The sequence below is a fragment of the Blautia sp. Marseille-P3087 genome, from assembly GCF_900120195.1.
Classification (GTDB): domain Bacteria; phylum Bacillota; class Clostridia; order Lachnospirales; family Lachnospiraceae; genus Blautia_A.
The window spans coordinates 756,727-780,390 of sequence record NZ_LT635539.1 but is presented as its reverse complement, the minus strand read 5'-3'; the positions used below and the strand labels follow the sequence as shown (position 1 = coordinate 780,390).

The following is a 23,664-nucleotide window of genomic DNA, read 5'->3' as shown; positions in this document are numbered from 1 at the left end:
ATGGATAAAAGACAAAAAATACTGATTGTAGATGATTCAAAATTTAACAGGGATATATTGAAGGAGATTCTCGGAGAAACTTATAATTATCTGGAAGCTGAAAATGGAAATCAGGCAATCCAGATGATAGGAGAAAATATTGGGATTGATCTGATGCTTTTGGATATCAATATGCCACAGATGAACGGCTTTGAAGTCCTGAAAATAATGAAAAGAAGTCAGTGTATTGAAGAAACTCCTGTAATTATGATCTCTTCTGAAGAATCTGTTGATACTATGCGAGAAGCATATGAGATGGGAATCACAGACTATATCACACGGCCGTTTGACTCTGTTATTGTAAAGAAAAGGGTCCAGAACACGCTGAGCCTTTATGCAAATCAAAATAATCTGGTCAATGTGGTTGTAGACCAGATTTATGAAAAAGAAGAAAATAATAATATTATGATCAGAATTCTAAGTAGTATTCTGGGATCCCGTAACAGTGAGAGCAGGGAACACATCCTGCATATTAAAACAGCAACGGAAATGATGCTGAGACAACTGATAAAAATAACGGACGTCTATCATCTGACAGAAGCAGATATTGCTTTGATCACAACTGCATCTTCACTTCATGATATCGGTAAAATCTATATCCCGGAAGAAATACTGAATAAACCAGGAAGACTGACGGATGAAGAATTTAAGATCATGAAAACTCATAGTAAGCTTGGAGCAGATATAATCCAGGATATACACTTACCACAAGAAAAGCCGCTGGTGCATACTGCATGGGAAATCTGCAGGTGGCATCATGAAAGATGGGATGGAAAGGGATATCCGGATGGACTGAAAGGTGAAGAGATACCGATTTCTGCGCAGGTTGTATCGATTGCTGATGTTTATGATGCACTTACCAGTGAAAGATGTTACAAGAAAGCATTCGATCATGATACAGCAATCAAAATGATTCTGGATGGACAGTGCGGCCAGTTTAATCCAATCCTTCTTAAGTGTTTGAAAGAGCTAAGCCCCCGGATTTTCAAAATATTCAGTAACGAGACGGATGATAGTAAACAGTATTATGAAGCACAGAGGCTCTCTAATGAAATTCTCAGTGAAAAATCTTTACCGCGCAAAAACTATTCCCAGCATCTCATCAAAGTCATGCAGGAAAAGATAGATTTCTTTAAGAAAAACAGTGGCAGGAACTCTGTTGATTACAATGCAGTTTCAGGTCAGCTGACTATAATAAATGAAAATCAGCAGACACTATATCAGAGAGATGATCCAAAATTTGATGTATTCAAAGAGTTTGAAGTAAGTGAAGAAGATGTTCAACATATCAAGGGGTTACTGGCTCATACATCTGTGCAGGATAAAGAAATCTCTGTGCAGATAGAAGCGAAGCTGGAAAATAACCGTCAGCTGTATAATCTGAAATTGCATACGTTGTGGTCTCCATTAAAGAAAGATGGCTATATAGGAATTATTGGATATATTGACAGTGCAAAATAAATTAAGGAGGACTCGTAATGAAACAGAAAAAATGGAACAGAGTTTTGGCTGCACTTCTGGCAATGGTGACAGCCGTATCACTTCTGTCAGCATGTGGCAGTAAAAGTGCGGAAAAAGAAGATGCAGAAACAATCACGGTGTACTTATGGAGCACAAATCTGTATGAAAAATATGCACCATATATCCAGGAACAGCTTCCGGATATCAACGTTGAATTTGTAGTCGGGAATAATGATCTGGATTTCTATAAGTTCCTTAAGGAAAATGGTGGATTACCGGATATTATAACCTGTTGTCGTTTTTCGCTGCATGATGCAAGCCCGATGAAAGACAGTCTGATGGATCTTTCCACAACCAATGAGGCAGGTGCTGTCTATGATACCTATCTCAGCAATTTTATGAATGAGGATGGAAGCGTAAACTGGCTCCCGGTGTGTGCGGATGCGCATGGTTTTGTAGTGAACAAAGACCTTTTTGAAAAGTATGATATTCCTCTTCCGGCAGATTATGAAAGCTTTGTTTCTGCCTGCCAGGCATTTGAACAAGTGGGTATTCGTGGCTTTACTGCAGACTATTATTATGATTATACCTGTATGGAGACACTGCAGGGGTTGTCAGCATCAGAGTTGTCTTCTGTAGAAGGACGTAAGTGGCGTACTGCCTACAGTGACCCGGATAATACAAAGAGAGAAGGACTGGACAGTACTGTCTGGCCGAAGGCTTTTGAACGTATGGAGCAGTTCATCCAGGATACAGGGCTTAGCCAGGATGATCTGGATATAAATTATGACGATATAGTTGAGATGTATCAAAGCGGCAAGCTTGCCATGTACTTTGGCAGTTCTGCCGGTGTAAAAATGTTTCAGGATCAGGGCATAAACACGACATTTCTTCCATTCTTTCAGGAGAACGGTGAAAAGTGGATTATGACTACGCCATATTTCCAGATGGCTTTAAACCGTGATCTGACAAAAGATGAAACACGCAGAAAGAAAGCAATGAAGGTGCTGAACACAATGCTTTCAGCGGATGCGCAGAACAGGATTGTTTATGATGGACAGGATCTGTTAAGCTACAGTCAGGATGTGGATCTTAAGCTTACAGAATACCTGAAGGATGTGAAACCTGTGATCGAAGAAAACCATATGTATATCCGCATTGCATCAAATGACTTTTTCTCCGTTTCCAGGGATGTGGTGTCTAAGATGATCTCAGGAGAATATGATGCAGGGCAGGCCTATGAGTCATTTAACACGCAGCTTCTTGAAGAAGAATCTGCTTCTGAGGATATCGTGCTGGATTCACAGAAATCTTATTCCAACCGTTTTCATAGTAGCGGCGGGAACACGGCATATTCTGTTATGGCAAACACTCTGCGTGGCATTTATGGGACGGATGTGCTGATCGCAACCGGAAACAGCTTTACGGGAAATGTGCTGAAAGCCGGCTATACAGAAAAAATGGCGGGAGACATGATCATGCCAAATGGTCTTTCGGCTTACAGCAGCAAGATGAGCGGAGCCGAACTGAAAGAGACAGTTAAAAACTTTGTAGAAGGCTATGAGGGCGGATTTACTCCGTTTAACCGGGGCTCTCTGCCTGTGGTCAGTGGCATTTCCGTGGAAGTCAAAGAAACAGATGATGGTTACACATTGAGCAAAGTTACAAAAGATGGAAAAAAAGTTCAGGACGAGGATACTTTTACGGTAACCTGCCTTGCGACACCAAAACATATGGAAGCTTATCCTGCAGATGAGAATATTGTGTTTGAGGGAGGAGATACCACTGTGAAAGATACTTGGACAGGACATATTTCAGATGGTGATGCCATTCTTGCAGAGCCTGAAGACTACATGACTCTGAGGTGAGAAGAATGGATATTAAGAATCATAATAAAGGTAGAAAGAAACCTGTCATGGGAAAACGATTCCGGATAGCTGTCTTTACAGCTGTTTTACTGGGAATTGTTCTGTTGGTTTTCCGGTATTCCAGATTTGTGTCGAAAACTATTTATGAGGAAAGTGTTTCTCATCTGACGGAAGTTTTTCATCAGTCTGATAACATGCTGAGGGAACTGACAGATAAGAACCTGACCTATCTTCATATGTGGGGGGAGAATCTGCAGAATATTTCCAGCGAAGATGAAATTCATGATTATATTAAGAAAGCGCAGGAAGATGCCGGCTTTTTGGAATTCTTTTTTCTGTCAGCTGACGGGAACTATAAGACGGCAACAGGGGAAAACGGGTACCTTGGATTACAGGGAAATACTGAAGAGGAGATCCGGCAGGGAAATGATGTTATTGCGAATGCAACAGTTCCCGGAAAATCTCAGCTGCTTGTTTTTGCCACTCCCAGGGCGCATGGAATCTATCAGGGATTTGAATATGATGCAATTGCCATTGCGTATGAAAATTCTGATATTGTAGATGTGCTGGATATTTCTGCCTTCAATGGAGATGCTCAGAGTTTTACTGTTCATCCGGATGGCCGTGTTGTGGTCGATCATTCTTCTGAGTCATGGGGGAACGTGTATAACTTCTTTGGCGTTCTGAGAGAACATTCAGACATGTCCGAAAAAGAAATCAATGAGCTTTCGGAAAAGTTTAAAGCAGGACGTACCGATGCGATGCTGGTGAATCTGGATAAAGAGAATTACTATCTGGTCTATGAAAAATCGGATATCCAGGACTGGATGTTTCTGGGACTTGTAAGGGAGGATATCGTCAACGCCAGTATGAACAGTCTGCAGCGCAGTACAATGCTTCTTGTCAGTGTGGTTGTGCTCTGTATTGCAGCTTTACTTATCAGCTTTATTATTCAAAAAAGCAGGGCAAGTCTCAGGAGAAAAGATACAGAGATCCTGTACAGGGATGAGCTGTTTCAAAAGCTGTCAATGAATGTGGATGATGTTTTCCTGATGCTGGACGCCAAAACATATCAGGCAGATTATGTCAGCCCGAATGTGGAAAAACTGATGGGATTTACGGTAGAACAGATCCGGAAGGATATTTATATTCTGGGAAAACTGCATCCATGGGATTCTGAGAATTCGAAGAAGAATTATCTGGAGGGAATCCAGACTTCGGAACAGCAGGAATGGGATTTTGAATATCTTCATCAGAAAACAGGAGAACGACGCTGGTTTCATATTGTGGCAATGGGCAGTGAGGTGAACCGGAAGAAGAAATATATTCTGGTTATGTCGGACCGTACCTCTGACAGGAATATGAATCAGGCACTTTCTGAGGCAGTACGTGCTGCAGAGACAGCAAACAAGGCAAAGAGTACTTTCCTTTCCAATATGTCTCACGATATCCGGACACCAATGAATGCAATCATCGGTTTTACTACACTGGCTGTAAGTAATATTGATGATAAGGAAAGAGTACGGGATTATCTTGGGAAAATTCTTTCTTCCAGTAACCATCTGCTCTCACTGATCAACGATATACTGGATATGAGCCGGATTGAGAGTGGAAAGATCCATCTGGAAGAAACAGAAGTCAGTCTGTCGGATGTACTTCATGACCTGAAGACGATCATCAGTGGGCAGATTCATGCGAAGCAGCTGGAACTTTATATGGATGCAATGGATATTACGAATGAGGATGTCTATTGTGACAAGACGCGTCTGAACCAGGTGTTGCTGAATCTTTTGTCAAATGCAGTTAAATTTACACCTGCAGGAGGAACCGTTTCTGTCCGGATCAGACAGCGTCCTGGAACACAGAAAGGCAGTGAGCTGTACGAGATCCGGGTAAAGGATAACGGAATCGGCATGAGCCAGGAATTTGTACAGAAGATCTTTGCTCCTTTTGAGAGGGAGCGTACTTCCACAGTCAGCAGGACCCAGGGCACAGGACTTGGCATGGCCATCACTAAGAACATTGTGGATATGATGGGCGGAACCATTGAGGTTCAGACAGAACAGGGCAAAGGCACCGAATTTATTGTTCGTCTGCCATTCCGGATTCAGTCTGAGCACCAACGTATAGAGAAGATTGCTGAACTGGAGGGCCTTAAGGCGCTGGTTGTAGACGACGATTTTAATACCTGTGACAGCGTGACAAAAATGCTTGTGAGGGTTGGAATGCGTTCGGAATGGACACTTTCCGGCAAGGAAGCTGTTCTACGTGCACGACAGTCTATGGAACTTGGAGATGCATTCCACGCTTATATCATCGACTGGCGTCTGCCGGATATGAATGGGATAGAGGTCACCCGTCAGATCCGCAGCCTTGGTGATGATACACCGATCATTATCCTGACTGCTTATGACTGGTCTGATATCGAAGCAGAGGCCAGGGCAGCAGGAGTGACTGCATTCTGTGCGAAACCTCTGTTCATGTCGGATATCAGAGAAACTTTGATGACTGCCATCGGCCAGAGTCAGTCTGAACCAGAAGATTCGGTTCTTCCGGCAGCAGGTTCAGATTTCAGAGGCAGATGTATACTGCTTGTGGAAGATAATGAACTGAACAGAGAAATTGCGGTGGAGATCCTTAATGAATATGGATTCCTGGTTGATACCGCAGAAAATGGAGCAGAGGCAGTGGAGAAAGTTAAAAATTCAACATCAGGTAAGTATGATCTGGTGCTGATGGATGTGCAGATGCCGGTAATGAACGGATATGAAGCTACAAAGCAGATCCGTGCGTTGGATGATCCTGCACTGTCGGGAATCACTATCCTTGCCATGACTGCCAATGCCTTTGATGAAGACAGAAAGAAAGCACTGGAATACGGTATGGATGGGTTCCTGTCCAAACCAATTGTCATAGAGGAATTGATCAGCACCCTGCAGAGAAACCTGAATTAGCTGTCCGGAGTATTAGCCCCCACAAATAAAGGAAACAAAAAATATGGATAATAATAGAAAAAAATCAACCGTACTATGTGCAGGTATATTTGTGGTTTTAGTAATATGGATAATATTGACAGTACCTTGCCAGGCTGCTGAGACGGATAACGATGAAAAGCAGTCACAGATCATCCGTGTCGGTTCATTTGAGGATACCTTTGATTATGTTGATAAAAATGGTGTCAGACGGGGTTATGGCTACGAGCTTATGCAGGCTCTGGCAGGCTATACCGGATGGAAATTTGAGTATGTGAAATGTGACTGGTCCAACTGTTTTGACAAGCTTGAAAATGGTGAGATTGATATCATGGGCGATATCTCTTACACCGATGAACGTGCACAAAAGATGCTTTTCCCGGATGAACCGATGGGTGAGGAAAAATATATCCTTTATGCTGATTTATCGGATATGGATATTGAAACCTCTGATTTTAAGTCGCTGGATGGAAAACGTGTAGGCGTGCTCTTAGGCACAGAACCTGAAATCATGCTGACAGAATGGGAAAATAAGAATGGCATACATACAGAACATGTAAATGTGAATAGTGATGATGATGTCGAAAAGAAATTAGCAAATCATGAGATTGACTGTTTTGTATCCCTGGAGGAATCCATCTGGTCTGAACAGGGAATAGCATCTGTTACCACGATTGGTAAATCTGGCATATATTTTGCAATAAATAAAGAACGCAGCGATATCAAGACAGAGCTGGATTGGGCAATGCGTCAGCTAGAACAGGATAGTCCTTTTTTTAAGGCCGATTTGTATAAGAAGTATTTTACCCTTGATTATAGTCAGATTCTTACAGGCGAAGAAAAGTCCTGGCTGGAAGAACAAGGTGACATCCGCATAGGATTTTTGAATAATGATCCGGCAATCTTTTCCATGGACGAAGAAACTGGAAAACTAATGGGTATGCTATCAGAATATGTCTCCTATGCCAAAGACTGTCTGGGGAATCAGTCACTGAAATTTTATATACAGGAATATGACAGCTATGACGAAATGACGCAGGCTCTGCAGAATTGTGAGATTGATGTAGTTTTTTATGCCGGCAGAAATCCTGATCTCGCAGAAAAAAACGGGTATGCACTTACAAACACAGCCTGGACCTACAACCTGATGGCGGTAACGGATGAGGGAAAGTTTGATGAGAACAGGGTGTATACAGTAGCTGTACCAAAGGAAAAAGACGCCTTAAAACAGCATATTGCTTTCGGTTATCCGCAATGGAAGATGGTAGATTATGATTCGCTTGAGGATGCCGCAGATATGGTTATGAATGAAAAAGCAGACTGTTTTCTCATAGGAACCAGTCAGGCACTGAAGTATGATAACAATCGAGATTTCAAGAGTGTTCCACTTACCAAAACAATGGAAGCGTGTTTTGCAGTAAGAGGTGGAGAAGGAACCCTCTTATCGATATTGAATAAAACTTTAAAAGCCATGCCGTCTGACATGCTTACAAGCGCACTTGCTATCTATGACAGTACAGCAGATAAGGTGACATTTTGGGACTTTGTAAAAGACAATATGCCTGCTTTTTTTGTCACGGCAGGATTTTCTTCACTTGGCATCATTGGCATTATCCTGGTACTTTTACGGAAGGCAAGGAAAGCAGAAGCTGTTGCAAAGCTTGCGGCAAATGATACACAAAAGCTCAATGACAAACTGGAAATCGCTTTGAAAAAAGCAGAGGATGCCAGTCTGTCAAAGACCCGTTTTCTTAACAATATGTCACATGACATCCGTACTCCTATGAATGCAATTCTTGGTTATGCACAGCTTATGGAGGATGAGCTGAAAGGAAAAGGGCTGCCTGAAACTTCAGAGCATTTGGAAAAACTACAGCAGTCAGGAACTCTTCTCCTGTCAATCATAAATAATGTACTGGATATGGCCAGAATTGAGAGTGGAAGGATGGAGCTTGATGAGAATTACTGCCGGATTGAAGATGTCTGGAAGTCTTTGTTTGCAGTGTTTGATGAGAAAGCAATGAAAAAGAATATTGTGCTTCATTACGCGATGAATGTAGAACATGAGCATGTACTGACAGATGTTACCAAGGTAAAAGAAATATTCGTCAATATCCTCAGCAATGCCATAAAATATACTCCGGCCGGTGGTTCTGTTATGGTAGATGTAGATGAATTATCTTGTGATGAGTCTGGATACATGATAGTGAGGATTAGTGTCAGTGATACCGGAATCGGTATGAGTCAGGATTATCAGACAAAGATTTTTGAAGCATTCACACGTGAGCAGAACACCACAAAGAGCAAAATCGCAGGAACCGGACTTGGGATGTCAATCGTTAAGAAATATGTTGAGCTGCTTGGTGGAATAATAAATGTAGAGAGTGAACTTGGAAAGGGCAGCACTTTTACAGTTACATTAAAGCACAGGATAGCGGATGAAAGCTATTATGTAAAAGAGTACATTGAAGAGTCCGGAACAGGAAGTGAAATCCTTGAAGGCAGGAATATCCTTCTGGCGGAGGATAATGATCTGAATGCGGAGATTGCAGAGGCAATCCTTGAGCGTGCCGGCCTTAAGACAGAGCGTGTGGAGAATGGTATTCAGTGCGTAAACAGAATAATGGAAATGCCAACAGGAACATATGATATGATCCTTATGGATATCCAGATGCCCCAAATGGACGGTTATAAAGCAACGCAGGCAATCAGAAACCTGCCAGATAAGGATAAAGCGTGCATACCGATCATTGCAATGACAGCAAATGCATTTGAAGAAGATAAGAGAGAGGCTATTGCAGCCGGAATGAATGGTCATATCGCAAAGCCGATCCAGGTTGATAAGTTGCTGTCGATGTTAGCGGAAGTTATAAGGCAATAGCTTTTTTAAAAGCGACAGCCTGTACCCGCAGACACAGAAATACAGGCAAAAGCCCCCGGAGGTGCGAACTCTGAGGGCTCTCTTTTTTGTGTTTTAGAGACGCACGAACCCGACAGGGAAATCAGGTATGGCTTCCAGGGTCAGCACAGGAACATCCTCATTGTAATAAGTCAGTTTATATCCACCATTTTCGGTTTCGGTCGTTTCATAACGGCAGAGATATTTCCAGCGCTCCGGGGTAAGAACCTGGAAGTAATCCGTCATGACCATATCCACATACTCTGCGTAAACAAAATCTATGGATTTGATCAGCTCTGTAGCTTCCTTTTCAGCGGCCTTATCATAGGAGTCTGACGGAGTCAGGATAAAAAGTCCAAATGTATAATCATCAGTCTGGCATGCAAGCGCATCTACATTTCTATATATAGGACAAGCTCCAGCAGAGAAACGATCAGAGCCCGTGTTTTTTCCAGCATCAGCACGGTAAAAATAATGGCAAACACGAAGAAGGCCGGCATGCCGCCATGATATCCGCTGCTGGAAAAAAACATCGCCGGAAAAACAATCAGAAAAATCATGATCAGGCTGATCACAGTGCCTTCTAAAGCCAGAATATTAAACAGACGGACACGGAAATCAAGGGTGAGGCTGAATAATGAGTGAAAAAAATGATGTATTTCCTGCATTGAAAAATCCTCCTGTAAAAAGAAAGCAATGGGAAGCTTTTGTAATTACTGTAATTTTATCACGAACATAGTAAGAAAAACAGCCTGGGTACTCGGGTGATCACGATTTCTTTTGAAAACATAAATTCCTTCAACGAAAATACGATTTTAAAGTACCGAACAGTCCGTAAATATAAGGAAAAATGCACTTGATGAAACATGATAAAAATCGAAAAGAATTGTTCATAAAAATTTCATAAAATTTTGCTAAAATAATTTATGAATTATCAGGTTTGAACTTATAGGAGGATTCTTATGGTTAAGCGGAGTGATAAGAAACCATCCTCGGAGAATTATTCTTTTATAAAAGAGACAATTAAGGAACGTCCGACAGACAGAAAAAGCCCTGTAAAGAAATTTCTGACAGCGGCTGTATGTGGTGTGATTTTTGGCGGCTGTACGGTTGGAACTGTAGCATTATTTCTGCCGGGAGTGATTGAAACGATTGAAGATTCGACAGATCATCATACAGAAGTCACCCTGATACCGGCTGTTACGGAAGCACCGGCTGATCTGAAAGAACAGGAGCAGACAGAAACAGGAGAAGGAACGGCTAATACGAAGGAATCCGGTCAGAATGAAGCGCAGTCATCTACAGCAGAAGACATAGCTGCTAAGGACACGGCAGCAGATGATGCATGGGCAGAACTGGTGCGAAATGTTGCAGAAGTACCACGTAAGGCACTGGTGCGAATTCTGGCATTGGGAAATGATGCCGATCTTCTGGATGATTCGGTTTTGAAATATGGTGAAGAAGAGGGATTTGTTTTCCTCAAAAATGATGAGGCATTTTACATCATGACGTATTCTGACAATATGAATGATGCCGGAAAATTTCAGGTGACATTTTCGAATGGAGATATGGCAGATGCTACGCTTTGCAAGAGTGACAGCCGCACCGGTTTCCTGGTATTCCAGGTTCCTTTTACTGATGTAAAAGAGGCAACGGCAAAAGATATTCCGCAGGTAGCACTTGCCGGAGACGATGACATCGAACAGATGGATGCTGTGATCGCAGTGGGAAGTCCGACAGGAGATTATGATTCTCTTGTCAGTGGGATGATTACTGCTGTTACGGGCACTATGAAAGTGGCAGATGAAGAATATGGAATGCTGACGACAAATATGGTAGGAAGTGAAGACGGAGGCGGCCTTCTTCTAAATATGTCAGGAGAGGTAGTCGGGATCATCTGCGGCGGACAGGAAGATGAGAACAACAGTGTGATTCGTGCAGTCGAGGCAACGCAGCTTCGTTCGCTTCTGGAGGGCATGGCGAATGGAGACGATATCTGTTATATCGGAATCCACGGAGCAACGATTTCAGAATATCAGGTAGAAAATCTGGAACTTCCGGAGGGCATCTATGTGGATTCAGTTGAATCTGATTCTCCGGCAATGACAGCCGGTGTTCAAAGCGGAGATATTGTACATACACTTGACGGACAGGAAATCCGGTCTATGGACGACTACTCTTCGATGCTTCAGAGTCTGAACAGAGGCTCAAAAGTCAAACTTGAGATCTATCGTAGAAATTCTTATGGTACATATGTGAACGTAGAATTGAATGTAATAATAAAGGAAAAATAGAAAGGCAAAAATATATGCGTTTTATCAATGAATTACATGAGGGAGACCGTGTCAGCGGAATTTACCTCTGCAAGCAGAAACAGTCAGCAATGACAAAAAACGGCAAGCCGTACGATAATGTGATCCTGCAGGACAAGACAGGTGTACTGGATGGTAAAATCTGGGATCCGAATTCTCTCGGAATTGATGATTTTGACACACTGGATTATATTGATGTAGTTGGAGATGTTACGACTTTTGCAGGAGCAATGCAGTTGAATATCAAAAGAGTCCGCAAAGCTTCCGAAGGAGAGTATAATCCGGCTGATTATCTTCCGGTCAGCGAAAACAGTACAGATGACATGTACGGACAGATTTTAAACATGATCAAAACAGTAAAAAATGAATACCTGTCCGCACTTTTGAATAAACTCTTTGTGGAAGATAAAGAATTTCTGAAATCTTTTCAGGAACATTCTGCTGCAAAGACGGTTCATCATGGATTTATCGGTGGATTAATGGAGCATACTTTAAGTGTTACGAAGCTTTGTGATTACATGGCAAATGCTTATCCACTGCTCAAAAGAGATCTGCTGATCACTGCTGCACTTCTTCATGATGTCGGCAAGACAAAAGAACTTTCTTCTTTTCCTTTAAATGACTATACAGATGAAGGCCAGCTTCTTGGACATATTATCATCGGTGCACAGATGATCCATGATCTGGCAAAAGACATTCCGAATTTCCCTGAAACACTGGAAAATCAGCTTGTGCATTGCATTCTGGCGCATCATGGAGAACTGGAGTATGGTTCACCGAAAAAACCTGCACTTGCAGAAGCAGTTGCGCTGAATCTTGCGGATAATACAGATGCCCGGATGGAGACGCTGACAGAGATTTTTGCAGCAGACAAGGGCAAGAAGGAATGGCTTGGATATAACAGACTTTTTGAATCAAATCTGAGAAGAACAGGAGACGTTTGATCCTCATGGAATATCGTAAAAATGACATTGTTACGTTAGAAATTGTGGATTGCGGAACAGACGGTGAAGGCATTGGCAAAGCTGATGGCTTCACTGTTTTTGTAAAGGACGCAGTCATTGGAGATACAGTTACAGCCAAAATCATGAAAGCAAAAAAGAACTACGGTTACGGACGCCTGATGGAGATTCTGAAACCATCTCCATATCGTGTAGAGCCGATTTGCCCGTCTGCCCGTCAGTGTGGTGGCTGCCAGCTGCAGGCTGTTTCCTATGAAGAGCAGAAAGCTTTTAAGGAGAAAAAGCTTCGCGGACATCTGGAACGGATTGGTGGATTTAAGGAGCTTCCGATGGAGCCGCTGATCGGAATGGACGAGCCGTATCACTACCGTAATAAAGCTCAGTTTCCGGTCGGAAGAAATAAAGAAGGCAGGATCGTGACCGGTTTTTATGCAGGCCGTACACATGCCATTATTGAGAATCGTGACTGTGCACTCGGGATTCCGCAGAATAAAGAAGTTCTGGATCGTGTGATCGCACATATGGAAAAGTATAACATTGCTCCTTATGATGAAATGACCGGAAAAGGTCTGGTTCGCCATATTTTTGTCCGTTACGGATTTTTTACCGGAGAGCTGATGGTCTGTCTGATCATCAATGGGCAGGATCTTCCGCATCAGAAAGAACTGGTGGAAAAGCTTGGCGAAATTCCGGGCATGACAAGTATTTCCCTGAATATCAATAAAAAACGAAATAATGTAATTCTCGGTGACAAGGTTAAAACAATCTGGGGAAAAGAATACATTACAGATAAGATCGGAGATATTTCTTATGAAATTTCGCCGTTGTCCTTCTTTCAGGTAAATCCGCATCAGACATGGAAGCTGTATTCCAAAGCACTGGAATATGCGGATCTCCATGGAGAGGAAACAGTATGGGATCTTTACTGTGGAATTGGAACCATTTCGCTTTTCCTTGCGCAGAAGGCCAAATTTGTCCGTGGTGTGGAAATCGTTCCGGCGGCTATTGAAGATGCCAGAAGAAATGCACATCTTAACGAAATTGACAATGTAGAGTTCTTTGTCGGAAAGGCAGAAGAAGTGTTGCCGCGTGAATATGAGAAAAATGGCGTGTATGCAGATGTGATCGTAGTCGATCCACCACGAAAGGGATGCGATGAAATGCTTCTTAAGACGATCCTGAAAATGCAGCCGAAACGTGTGGTATATGTAAGCTGCGACAGCGCAACACTGGCGAGGGATCTGAGATTTTTATGTGACAATGGATATGAGTTAAAAAAAGTCTGCGGAGTTGATCAGTTCCCTCAGACAGTGCATGTCGAGACGGTTGTTCTTTTGTCCCAACAAAAACCAGATGACACGATAGAGATCGACTTAGACCTGGACGAGCTGGATGCCACCAGTGCCGAGTTGAAAGCAACCTATCAGGAAATCAAAGATTATGTGCTGAAAGAATTTGGCTTGAAGGTTTCAAGTTTATATATTTCTCAGGTAAAACGCAAATGTGGAATTGAAGTGGGAGAAAACTATAATCTTCCAAAATCAGAAAATGCAAGAGTTCCACAATGCCCGAAAGAGAAAGAAGATGCTATCAAGGCTGCCCTGAAATATTATGCGATGATCTAAGGACATCGCTGATTTCAAGGAGGAATAACACATGAAAAGCACATTTGAAAAAATGGGTGGAACCTACACACTTGGCGCAGATGGAATTTACTATCCGAATCTTATCAGTACAGATGAAGAACCGCATTATGGGAAATATGGAATGATGCGAAAAACATATCTGAAAGAGCATCGTCTGGCAATGTATTCTTTGTATATGTTAGAAGACAGACTGACAGAACATTTGAATACTGTGGACGATGAAGCACAGGAGAGAATGGATATTCTGGTGCGTCAGATGATGGAGCGGCAGGGCATTACGGAAGAATTGAAAGCTCGTGACCAGATGGCATGGGTCAGAGCAGTAAATGGTATTCGTAATATGGCAGAAGAGATTGTGTTAAATGAATTGATTTACAGGTAAACAAAGAGCTGAACAGGTAGGAAGAAAAATCCTATTTGTTCAGCTTCTGCATTTGTAAGGGTTCAAAGAAGAATCAAATTACAATTCCATATCAGGTAACCTTTTCTAAGTTCCGGAAGGTTGTTTTTTTCTGCCATGGTTATAAGTTACACAGATTTAATTATTCCACAGTATGGCTTAAAAAATATCCGAATATAACTTCACAGAAATAATTATAATGGGGAGATTATTTGATATATTTGTGCTAATATTCTGCAATTCTACTACTAGTCGATTGATTTATGCGTACTCCCATTATAATATGTGTGCAGGAGGTGGATGTATGTATCAAATTAGTAATGAAAAATTCGGTTTATTTGTAACCGAATTAAGAAAGAAAAAGAATTTAACTCAAAAGGATTTGGCTGAAAAATTATATGTATCGGATAAAACGGTCAGCAAATGGGAACGTGGTCTTAGTATGCCTAATGTCGTATTACTCATACCAATAGCTGATATATTAGATGTTACCGTTACAGAATTGTTACGTGGAGAAAAAATAGATACACAGAAAAATATTGATACAAAAGAAGTCGAGGAATTGGTAGTAGGCTCTCTCGATATGGCTGTTAGGAATTCTATTCATCAGCATAGAAAAAACTGGATATTAGCATATTTGTTATGTTTTTTTATATCTATTACAGAAATTATTATGTTAGTTGTATCTGGAAGTTCATTAGCTGAGATGAAAGGGGATATATTGCTGGTTACCGTGGGAATGCTTTTATTTGGTGCATGGTTTTGTTTCTTTGCAAAAGACATATTACCAACATATTATGATGCCAACAAGATAAATTATGTTTCGCAAGGAATTTTTAGAATACATCTAGTTGGTTTATCTTTTAACAATGGAAATTGGATATACATCTGCACAACTTTAAAAATATGGACACTTGCAACGGTTGTTCTATATCCTCTTGCATGTATTATAATAATCAATTGTCTCAATATAGCTTTATGGGATATTTTGAATAAAATTTTCTTAATTATGATATTAGGTGGTATGGTAGTTTCGATTTACATTATCGGGAAAAAATACGAATAATTAAATTACCTGCTATCGTTGTGGATATTACTAATTTACAACATTCTTCATGGGAAATAAGGAATGATGCAGAAGAGATTGTGTTAAGCGAATTAGCGTACATTTAAAACGTGGAAAGCTCCTTCGGGAGCTTTTTGCTGGTTATCAAGAAAGTATATAGAAAATGCATTAATCATATGGTATGATTTGAACAGAAGATAGAATCTTATGAAGTAAGAAGAATATTTTGGAGGAACGTAACTTAGAAGTTACAGAATTAAGTTAATCGTGCCATATGGCTTGATTATAAACGCAAAGATAAAAACGCAACGTACATCTTTGATGTGCCAGAGCCGGTAGGTAGCCCGGCCGTCCTATATAAATAGGGTAAGTAACCTGCCCCTCCGGGTTGTCCATTCTTTGTTCAATCAATTTTAGGAGGGATTCTTATGGACAAAGTAAATGGAAAGCTGACAGTATTTTTTGAAGAGCCGTTTTGGGTGGGAATCTTTGAACGCATCGAAGATGGTAAATTATCTGTGGCAAAGGTAACATTTGGTGCAGAGCCAAAAGATTATGAAGTACAGGAATATATTCAAAAGTGCTATTTCAGTTTGAAATTCAGTCCGGTTGTTGAAACTGTTGTAAAGGATATCAAAAGAAATCCGAAACGGATGCAGCGGGAAGCAAAGAAACAGATGCTGGAAATAGGCATTGGTACAAAATCGCAACAGGCGTTGAAATTACAGCAGGAACAGAACAAGCAGGAACGCAAAGAGAAAAGACGCAAGAAAAAAGAGGCAGAAGAGCAGCGAATGTTTGAACTGAAACAGCGAAAGAAAAGAGAAAAGCGTAAGGGACATTAAAGTCCCTTGGGCTTTTACTCAAATCGAAAAGTGTTGAATAAAGCTTTCGGGAGGTGTTTCTATGAAGAAAAAAGTACTTGCAATTATGTTAGTTGCCATGTCAATAATGTTGATTTCGGCGTGTGGAAAAAAAGAAAAACTGTACGAAATTCCTGATCTATCGCAGTATAAGACAGATTATGTAGGAGATTCTTCGAATGTTATAAATATTGTAAGCGGTCAAGAGTATCCGGAGGGATACTCATATGATAGTATAGAGATACAGTCTGAAACAGAGCCTTATGGATTAACAGTTTTTCTAAAAGATGAGCCGTCTGCAGTCAAGCTTGAAGATGAATTGCAGGTTAATGCAGATATGACATTTGATTTGATTGGTAATTTGGGAACAATTGATTATAAAACAGCAGATAGTAAAGAAATTATTGTATCATATGAACGGTGATATATTTTTAGTCAACTTTTAGACAAGTTGAAGAGCAGAATATAAAAAGGCGTATGGAAGTTTTGATTTCCATACGCCTTTTTGAAAGGAGTTTATTTTTGAACAAGAGATTTGTAAGAGCATGTTATCTACTCGAAGATGATTACAATTCCATATCATAGGACTTTTTCTTAGCTTTTGCAGGCTGATTTCGCCGCATTTCCTGTTCTCGCTGATATTTAAGTTCCCATGCACGATGGGAGAAGACATCCGAATCTTCCACATTGAGATAATCCACCTCATTGGCGGCAATATCACGGCGGTGATAGTCATAATACTTACCAAAAGTACCTTTGAGCTGCTCGATTAGTTTATCACGGAAATCAGGACGTATCTGGATTCTGGTGTCCAGCAATTCTGTATACTGTTCAGGTTCAGGACGAAATTTTTCTTCCCGGAAAGCGGCGGCATCTTTTTCAAGCTGTTTTTTGAGCGAGATGTCCTGAGAATCCAAGATATCAAGATAGTTATTCATCTGGTCATATTTCTTGGATAGATTTGTCATATCTTTATCGGTAGAGCATTGTGCCTGGAAGATTAGCTGCTCTTTCCTTGATTTCAGTTCTTCAATTTCTTCGGTAACAGTGGTAAGCTGCTGATTCAATTTTATATGCTGGATGGGATTCAAAATACTGGTTTTCTTTATGTTGGAACGACTGTCGCTAAAATAATGAAAGAAGAAAATTTATGTTTGGAAGAATATTTAGAAAAATATAAATAAAAACAAAAGAAAATCCTAACTTTTTTTATAGTAGGATTGTTATATTATTTAGAAAACAGAGGGAGGCAAATTTGCGAATGGAATACAAAACTGATTCTTTGTTAGTACATCTAGCAAGAGCAGGAGATGAAGATGCTTGTGAAAAACTGGTCAAAAAATATTACTCAAGTATATATCAATATTGTTTGCTACATATCAATGATCCCTATGAGGCAGAGGATTTGACACAAGAAGTATTTACACGTTTCTTTTCCAATTTATATAGATATAAAGAATATGGAAAAGTTAAGAATTATCTTTATACAATTGCCGGAAATACCGTTAAAAATTATTACAAAAAGAAAAAAGATATTCCATCAGAGGAACTGCTAAAATCAGAGGACTGTAGTAAAAATCATGTAGAAGAGCTAGGAGTCCGATTAACTATTGAACAGGCAGTGAGAAAGTTACCGGAAGAAATTAGAGAAACGGCAGTTTTATATTTTTTTCAAGAATTGAAACAAAGAGAAATTGCAGAATTACTTCATATAAAACTTTCGCTTGTAAAATATCGAATTGGAAGAGCAAAAGAACTTTTGATGAAAGAGTTGGAGGTGAAAAACTATGATGAAATATAAGCAACAAATAAAGGAATATAAAGAGGAGATTGAAAAAAAATATGTAAGGATTGAAGCAGAAAACAGAACAGTAAAAGCATGTCAGAATATTTTGTCAGAGTCAATTTTATCGAAACAATCGCATAGAACATCTTATTTTGAATTTTTGTATGAGCAGACAAAATTCATAAAAAAAAGATGGTGGATTTTACAAGGTTGTATTCTTATGTGTCTATGGATATGGTTGAGTAATTATACGTCAGACATAAAAGATATGATGAGGATTATGGGAATATCTGCCACAATATTTGTGGTTCTGATTGTCCCGGAAATTTGGAAAAACAGAAGAAATGGTGCGATTGAAATTGAGCAGGCGTCTTATTACACACTGCGTCAGATTTGTACAGCAAGAATGTTAATGTTTGGAGTAGTGGATCTGGTGATTGTTATGGTGTTTTTGGCAATTACATATCAAACAACAATACTCTCGTTAAGTGATTTGGTGGTTAATTTTTTGCTTCCAGTAAATGTTTCATGTTGTATATGTTTTCGTGTATTGTACAGCAGATGGGAAAAATCAGAATATATAGCAGTGCTTTCCTGTCTGGTATGGGTTGGTTTATGGATGATGATTGTTGCAAATGATGTTATTTATCAGAAAATTGTAACTCCGGTATGGGTGGCTATGCTGATATTGACTTTTGTATATTTTGTTTTTTGTGTTCAGAAGTCATTAGTATTTGATGAAAAAATTTTGGAGGATTACACGTATGAAATTAGAATTTAAAAATGTAACAAAACAATACGGAGAAGTAAATGCTGTTAATAAAGTGAATTGTGTTATGGAAAAAGGAATTTATGGACTGCTTGGAGTAAATGGAGCAGGAAAGACCACATTAATGCGTATGCTTTGTACGATTGTTCAACCATCAGAAGGACAAATATTATGGAATGGTAAAGATATATGGAAACTAGGAGGTGAATACCGAGACGTTCTGGGATATTTACCACAGGATTTTGGATATTATCCAGATTTGACCGTATATGATTATATGATGTACATTTCTTCTATAAAAGGGTTAAAAATGCCGTTTGCCAGAAAAAAAGTGAAGCAATTATTAAATCAAGTAGGAATGGAAAAATTTAGTAAAAGAAAAATGAAGAATTTGTCTGGAGGAATGGTTAGACGTGTAGGAATAGCACAAGCGATGTTAAACGATCCGCAAATTCTTGTCCTGGACGAACCTACCGCTGGATTAGACCCGAATGAAAGAATACGTTTTCGTAATTTAATTAGTGAATTGTCGGAAGAACGTTTGGTGCTCTTGTCTACACATATTGTATCGGATATTGAGTACATTGCGAATAACATTATGTTAATGAAAGATGGAGAACTTTTTTATGCAGGTACTGCGGAAGATTTAGTATCTTCTATGAAAGAAAAGGTATGGCAATGTAATGTTTCGAGAAGTATGATAGACAAATATATGAATGAATATTTGGTTGGAAATATAAAAACAACAAAAACCGGAGCAGAGCTTAGAATTATTTCAATAGAAAAGCCAACAGAAGATGCTGTGGCTGTAGAAAAAAATCTGGAAGATGCATTTCTATTTTATTTTGGAGAAAAATCGGAGGAAAAACAAGATGCTTAAATTAGAATTAAAACGAATTTTTTCAAAGAAAATTAATGTATTTGCAATCGGATTGGCATTGATACTTGCTGTCATTTTTAGCGGATTTGCAGTTACAAGTAATCGCTATGTGGATGAGAATGGAAATGCTAGTACTGGAATTATGGCAACAAGAAAACTTACAGATAACAGACGAGCATGGAAAGGTACATTGACAGAAGATGAACTTGGAAAGGTTATAGAACAAAATAAAAATGCGATGACACAATCCTCAGAAGAAAATGCGATTTATGGAACGACATTACAACCGATAGATGATATTAGGGGTTTTATAATATCGGTATTAACACCGGATGCAGAATATGATGAAAGTGTTCTAAATCAAATTACAGAAGAAAATATACAAGAGTTCTATGACACTTATCATAAAAATATGGAAAAGATGGCAGAAGAATATGGAAAGACTTCTGTTCAGAAAAAATACTTGGAAAAGAAATATAATGAAATAAAATTACCAGTAGAATACGAATCTTATAGTTCGTGGGATACTATGATTATGTATGTAGAAACGTATTCCATTATTCTGGCAATCATAGTTGGTTTTATTTGTGCTGGAATATTTGCAGATGATTTTCAGACAAAAGCAGATGCAGTATTTTTCTCTACAAAGTATGGACGTACAAAAGCTGTTAAAACAAAAATACTGGCAGGAATAGCTACGACAGTTATGATTTATTGTATGGAAATTATATTACTTAGTGTGATTTGTTTTGGAATTATGGGAACCAGTGGTATGAATACACCCTATCAAATGTATCAGGCATATAGTATTTACATTATGTCATATGGACAATACTATTTGTTGACAGTTGTATGTGGATTTATAGCCAGTATGCTGGCGGCTTCAGTGTCTATGTTAGTAGCGGCTAAAATGCATACAATTAGTGTCGCTGTTTGCATTCCGTTCTTTTTATATTGCTTATTGCCATTTATAGGACGGGCACTTTCTGGGTATACAACGCTTTTCAATTTGGTACCAACAATTTTGACAAATGTACAGGCAAGTGTAAAAGTCCCACTTATTTATCAGATTGGGAATTGTGTATTTCGACAAATTCCGCTTGTAATGGTAATGTATACAGTGATGGCAATAGCCTTACTGCTTTTTATTTATAAGAGTTTTCGCAGATACGGAAATAAGTAAAAATTGTATTCATACTCATGAAAAACAAAGTATTTTCTGGAAAATCAAAGCATAATTTAAAGACCGGATAGATTTTTTCCAAGGCAGCTGAGCCATGAAATTCAAGTTTGTCATTTTCCCAAAGTTGCCTAAGTTCAGCCATGTATTTTCCACGAAACGTTTTTGAGATTATCTTAATCGGAAGGAAAAAATCTTTCCCGTTGTCTTTCCAATGATTTTTCACATCCAGCCCTCCACCAAGAACAATCGCATGGATATGAGGATGAAAATTCATGGTACTTCCCCATGTATGAAGGATACAGATATAGCCGATATCAGTCCCAAGATATTTACAATCAGCAGCAAGTTCACTGAGAGTATCTGAAGCCGCATGATAAAGAGCAGTGTATAAGACTTTCTGGTTGCTGTAGATAATGGGATTAAGTTCTTCCGGAACTGTAAAAACCACATGGAAATAAGGAGCATCTAAGATATCCTCACGCCGTGCATCTACCCATTTTTCTTTTGGAAACTCCTGACACATAGGACAGCACCTGTCACGGCAGGAGTTATAGTGGACTGATATGCAGCCGCAGTCCTCGCATACGCTTACATTCACACCAAAGGCGCCGGTTTTGCAATTCATGATGTGGTAAGCGGCTTTTCTCTGAGCGGGAGAAATACTATGTGTGGATTCAAAAGATGAATAAAAACGATGAAAAACATCCTGAATCGTACAATCCTTACTCATGATTCACCACCTTCCGGGTTGTCGAACGGGCTGCGGATTCCCAGAATTGTCTTGTTGCTCACATGAAGGTAAACATCTGTAGAGCGAGGATCAACATGTCCCAGAAGTGACTGGATATATTTTATATCTGTGCCACTTTCGAATAAGTGGCTGGCAAAACTATGACGGCACGCATGAGAGGAAACATGACGGTTAATGCCGGCGAGTTTAGCACTTTTCTTAAAGAACTGGTTAACACTGGCTATATCAAGATATCCACCGGACCAGGAACTTGGGAAAAGGATATCTTTGGGACGACCACATTTGTACCAATACTCTGTGAGAAGGTCTAAATTCTTTTGAGACAGAATTGTATACCTGTCAATTCTTCCTTTGGTTTCACGAACATGAATTGTCATGTTGGTACGTGAAATGTCATCATAATGAAGATGAACAACCTCCGATACACGTAATCCGGAAGAATACATAGTTGCAATAATCGCTTTATGTTTCAGATTCGGAGTGGCGTCAATGATTGCATTTATTTCATCGCGGGACAGAACGGCAGGAAGATTGCGCTCTCTTTTCATAGCTGGAACAGTGTCATCATCCCAGACAGTCTTCAGCACCTTTTTATATAAGAACTTTATTGCAGACCGATAGTGATTGTGAGTTTCAGGAGACCTTCCTTCCAGACGTTTGGCAGTAAGAAAACTTTCCGCATCTTCAAGTGTAAGATCAGAAACATTTTTTCCGATCCAACGAAGGAAGTAACTGACATCAGAGCAATACAGTTGAATAGTTCTTTCACGCAGGTTACGTTTTTCCGCTTCATTGCGGATAGATTCAAAAATATCGTTATACATAATAAAACCTCCAAAATAAGTAGTGTTAATAATTACATCTACCTATTCGGAGGTGCATTAGCGTCATAATTCCGATTGCGGAAGAGACTGGAAAATGTTATTCTTATCATAGGCAGTGGAGCTTTCTTAGTTCAGTTGTTTCGTGTGGTAACTTAACAATAACGGATTATGAAAAGTAATTCCTCTGCTTTTTAATAAAAATAAAACTGCGCTACAGCCTTGGCAGGCCATCGCGCAGCGATTTTGTTCAATCGGTATTTGAGGAGGGCTATGATGGAATGATTTACTGTGCAATTATTCTTTCAATTTTATTCCTGCTTAGTGGGATTATGAGTAGTTCAGTGTTATTGATTATTGCATCAGTATTATTTGCACCAAGTCATATTGTAACTTCATATAGAAATGCAAAATGAGATTTGCAACTTGGTATTTGTAAGTTAAAAATAGATGAAAATGTTTTATTGTGCAAAGGAGTGTGTAATATGAGCGAAAATTTTAATAGTCATATTGCCTGTGAAGGTACGGATAATGATATTAATTGGGTTTGCAAAGTCTGTAAAGATTTGCCGAATTATGCGGGAATGTACTTGTATCAACGAGAAAGAGAAAAAAATCAGTTGAAAAACGTAAAGGATCGATGTGCTGATTTAATACTGATGAAATATTATTATGCCTTGCTGCACCTGTTGGACAAGATACATGAGCTTCATGAATGTCCTAATCCGGAAAATGATGTACCAAAATACGCAGACCGGAAATGCTCAACACCAGAATGTTTTGTTTATTATCGATATATATATAATACTTATGCGAGCATTTTGATGACAGAAAAGGGACTTAATCAGATTGATCTAAGATGTGATATTTGTTCTGTTTTACCTTATACTATTTTTAGTGACTTAGAAATGATTGCTAAAAATATGCATAGTGATGATATGGAGAAAACATAAAAATTAGAGATAGAAGCAGTAATCGCAGATTAT

General features: G+C 39.5%; 19 protein-coding genes and 2 pseudogenes. 16 read left to right on the top strand and 5 right to left on the bottom strand.

Translation table 11 applies throughout. The features are described from left to right. From BQ7344_RS03705 to BQ7344_RS03690, 4 genes are all read left to right on the top strand, one after another. Entirely contained in the window at window positions 1-1,500 is a 1,500-nt protein-coding gene (locus tag BQ7344_RS03705) for a response regulator (protein ID WP_072521468.1), read from the top strand. 17 nt (window positions 1,501-1,517) lie between these two features. After that, window positions 1,518-3,368, top strand: a complete 1,851-nt coding sequence (locus BQ7344_RS03700) for an ABC transporter substrate-binding protein (protein ID WP_072521467.1) — start codon at window positions 1,518-1,520, stop codon at window positions 3,366-3,368. Between the two features lie 5 nt (window positions 3,369-3,373). Then, the gene (locus tag BQ7344_RS03695) at window positions 3,374-6,322 is read left to right on the top strand and encodes a hybrid sensor histidine kinase/response regulator (RefSeq protein WP_072521466.1); all 2,949 of its coding nucleotides are present in this window, start codon (window positions 3,374-3,376) and stop codon (window positions 6,320-6,322) included. Between the two features lie 91 nt (window positions 6,323-6,413). Continuing rightward, window positions 6,414-9,221: an ATP-binding protein gene (locus tag BQ7344_RS03690; protein WP_235816033.1), complete on the top strand. Its 2,808-nt coding sequence runs from the start codon at window positions 6,414-6,416 to the stop codon at window positions 9,219-9,221. Between the two features lie 93 nt (window positions 9,222-9,314). Here the strand turns inward: BQ7344_RS03690 and BQ7344_RS16430 are convergent, their stop codons facing one another. Beyond that, window positions 9,315-9,491: a hypothetical protein gene (locus BQ7344_RS16430; RefSeq protein WP_235816032.1), complete on the bottom strand. Its 177-nt coding sequence runs from the start codon at window positions 9,489-9,491 to the stop codon at window positions 9,315-9,317. A 140-nt stretch (window positions 9,492-9,631) separates the two neighbouring features. Beyond that, window positions 9,632-9,907, bottom strand: coding sequence for a hypothetical protein (locus BQ7344_RS03680; protein ID WP_072521464.1), 276 nt, complete (start codon window positions 9,905-9,907; stop codon window positions 9,632-9,634). Between the two features lie 294 nt (window positions 9,908-10,201). Here BQ7344_RS03680 and BQ7344_RS03675 point away from each other — a divergent pair, with 294 nt between their 5' ends. The 7 genes from BQ7344_RS03675 (at window position 10,202) to BQ7344_RS03645 (ending at window position 16,912) form a co-directional block, all read left to right on the top strand. Further along, entirely contained in the window at window positions 10,202-11,533 is a 1,332-nt protein-coding gene (locus BQ7344_RS03675; RefSeq protein WP_072521463.1) for a S1C family serine protease, read from the top strand. A 14-nt stretch (window positions 11,534-11,547) separates the two neighbouring features. Then, window positions 11,548-12,495, top strand: a complete 948-nt coding sequence (locus BQ7344_RS03670) for a 3'-5' exoribonuclease YhaM family protein (RefSeq protein ID WP_072521462.1) — start codon at window positions 11,548-11,550, stop codon at window positions 12,493-12,495. Window positions 12,496-12,500: 5 nt separating this feature from the next. Then, window positions 12,501-14,138 (top strand): 23S rRNA (uracil(1939)-C(5))-methyltransferase RlmD, encoded by a 1,638-nt coding sequence (rlmD, locus tag BQ7344_RS03665; protein WP_072521461.1) that lies wholly within the window; start codon window positions 12,501-12,503, stop codon window positions 14,136-14,138. Window positions 14,139-14,169: 31 nt separating this feature from the next. Next, the gene (locus tag BQ7344_RS03660) at window positions 14,170-14,541 is read left to right on the top strand and encodes a TnpV protein (protein WP_072521460.1); all 372 of its coding nucleotides are present in this window, start codon (window positions 14,170-14,172) and stop codon (window positions 14,539-14,541) included. A gap of 322 nt (window positions 14,542-14,863) precedes the next feature. Beyond that, entirely contained in the window at window positions 14,864-15,625 is a 762-nt protein-coding gene (locus tag BQ7344_RS03655) for a helix-turn-helix domain-containing protein (protein WP_072521459.1), read from the top strand. 428 nt (window positions 15,626-16,053) lie between these two features. Further along, window positions 16,054-16,470, top strand: coding sequence for a YjdF family protein (locus tag BQ7344_RS03650; RefSeq protein WP_072521458.1), 417 nt, complete (start codon window positions 16,054-16,056; stop codon window positions 16,468-16,470). A 61-nt stretch (window positions 16,471-16,531) separates the two neighbouring features. Further along, window positions 16,532-16,912: a DUF4825 domain-containing protein gene (locus tag BQ7344_RS03645; RefSeq protein ID WP_072521457.1), complete on the top strand. Its 381-nt coding sequence runs from the start codon at window positions 16,532-16,534 to the stop codon at window positions 16,910-16,912. Between the two features lie 142 nt (window positions 16,913-17,054). Here the strand turns inward: BQ7344_RS03645 and BQ7344_RS03640 are convergent. After that, window positions 17,055-17,594: pseudogene (locus tag BQ7344_RS03640) on the bottom strand (MobQ family relaxase); the annotation flags it as partial. Window positions 17,595-17,749: 155 nt separating this feature from the next. Here BQ7344_RS03640 and BQ7344_RS03635 point away from each other — a divergent pair. The 4 genes from BQ7344_RS03635 to BQ7344_RS03620 are packed head-to-tail and all read left to right on the top strand — an operon-like array spanning window position 17,750 to window position 21,106. Beyond that, complete coding sequence (locus tag BQ7344_RS03635) at window positions 17,750-18,289, top strand: RNA polymerase sigma factor (protein WP_005335535.1); 540 nt, start codon at window positions 17,750-17,752, stop codon at window positions 18,287-18,289. Then, entirely contained in the window at window positions 18,276-19,055 is a 780-nt protein-coding gene (locus BQ7344_RS03630; protein WP_072521456.1) for a hypothetical protein, read from the top strand. The genes BQ7344_RS03635 and BQ7344_RS03630 overlap by 14 nt, the downstream gene beginning before the upstream one ends. Further along, window positions 19,039-19,923 (top strand): ABC transporter ATP-binding protein, encoded by an 885-nt coding sequence (locus BQ7344_RS03625; protein WP_072521455.1) that lies wholly within the window; start codon window positions 19,039-19,041, stop codon window positions 19,921-19,923. The genes BQ7344_RS03630 and BQ7344_RS03625 overlap by 17 nt, the downstream gene beginning before the upstream one ends. Further along, a complete protein-coding gene (locus tag BQ7344_RS03620) occupies window positions 19,916-21,106 on the top strand; it encodes an ABC-2 family transporter permease (RefSeq protein WP_072521454.1) in 1,191 nt (396 codons plus the stop codon). Before BQ7344_RS03625 ends, BQ7344_RS03620 begins: the two co-directional genes overlap by 8 nt. Before the next feature lie 55 nt (window positions 21,107-21,161). Here BQ7344_RS03620 and BQ7344_RS03615 read toward each other — a convergent pair. After that, window positions 21,162-21,836, bottom strand: a pseudogene (locus tag BQ7344_RS03615) (IS91 family transposase); the annotation flags it as partial. Next, window positions 21,833-22,681, bottom strand: coding sequence for a tyrosine-type recombinase/integrase (locus BQ7344_RS03610; RefSeq protein WP_072521453.1), 849 nt, complete (start codon window positions 22,679-22,681; stop codon window positions 21,833-21,835). The pseudogene BQ7344_RS03615 and the gene BQ7344_RS03610, both read right to left, overlap by 4 nt. A gap of 482 nt (window positions 22,682-23,163) precedes the next feature. Between BQ7344_RS03610 and BQ7344_RS03605 the strand changes: the two genes are divergently transcribed. After that, window positions 23,164-23,631, top strand: coding sequence for a hypothetical protein (locus BQ7344_RS03605; RefSeq protein ID WP_072521452.1), 468 nt, complete (start codon window positions 23,164-23,166; stop codon window positions 23,629-23,631). Window positions 23,632-23,664: the final 33 nt, after the last annotated feature.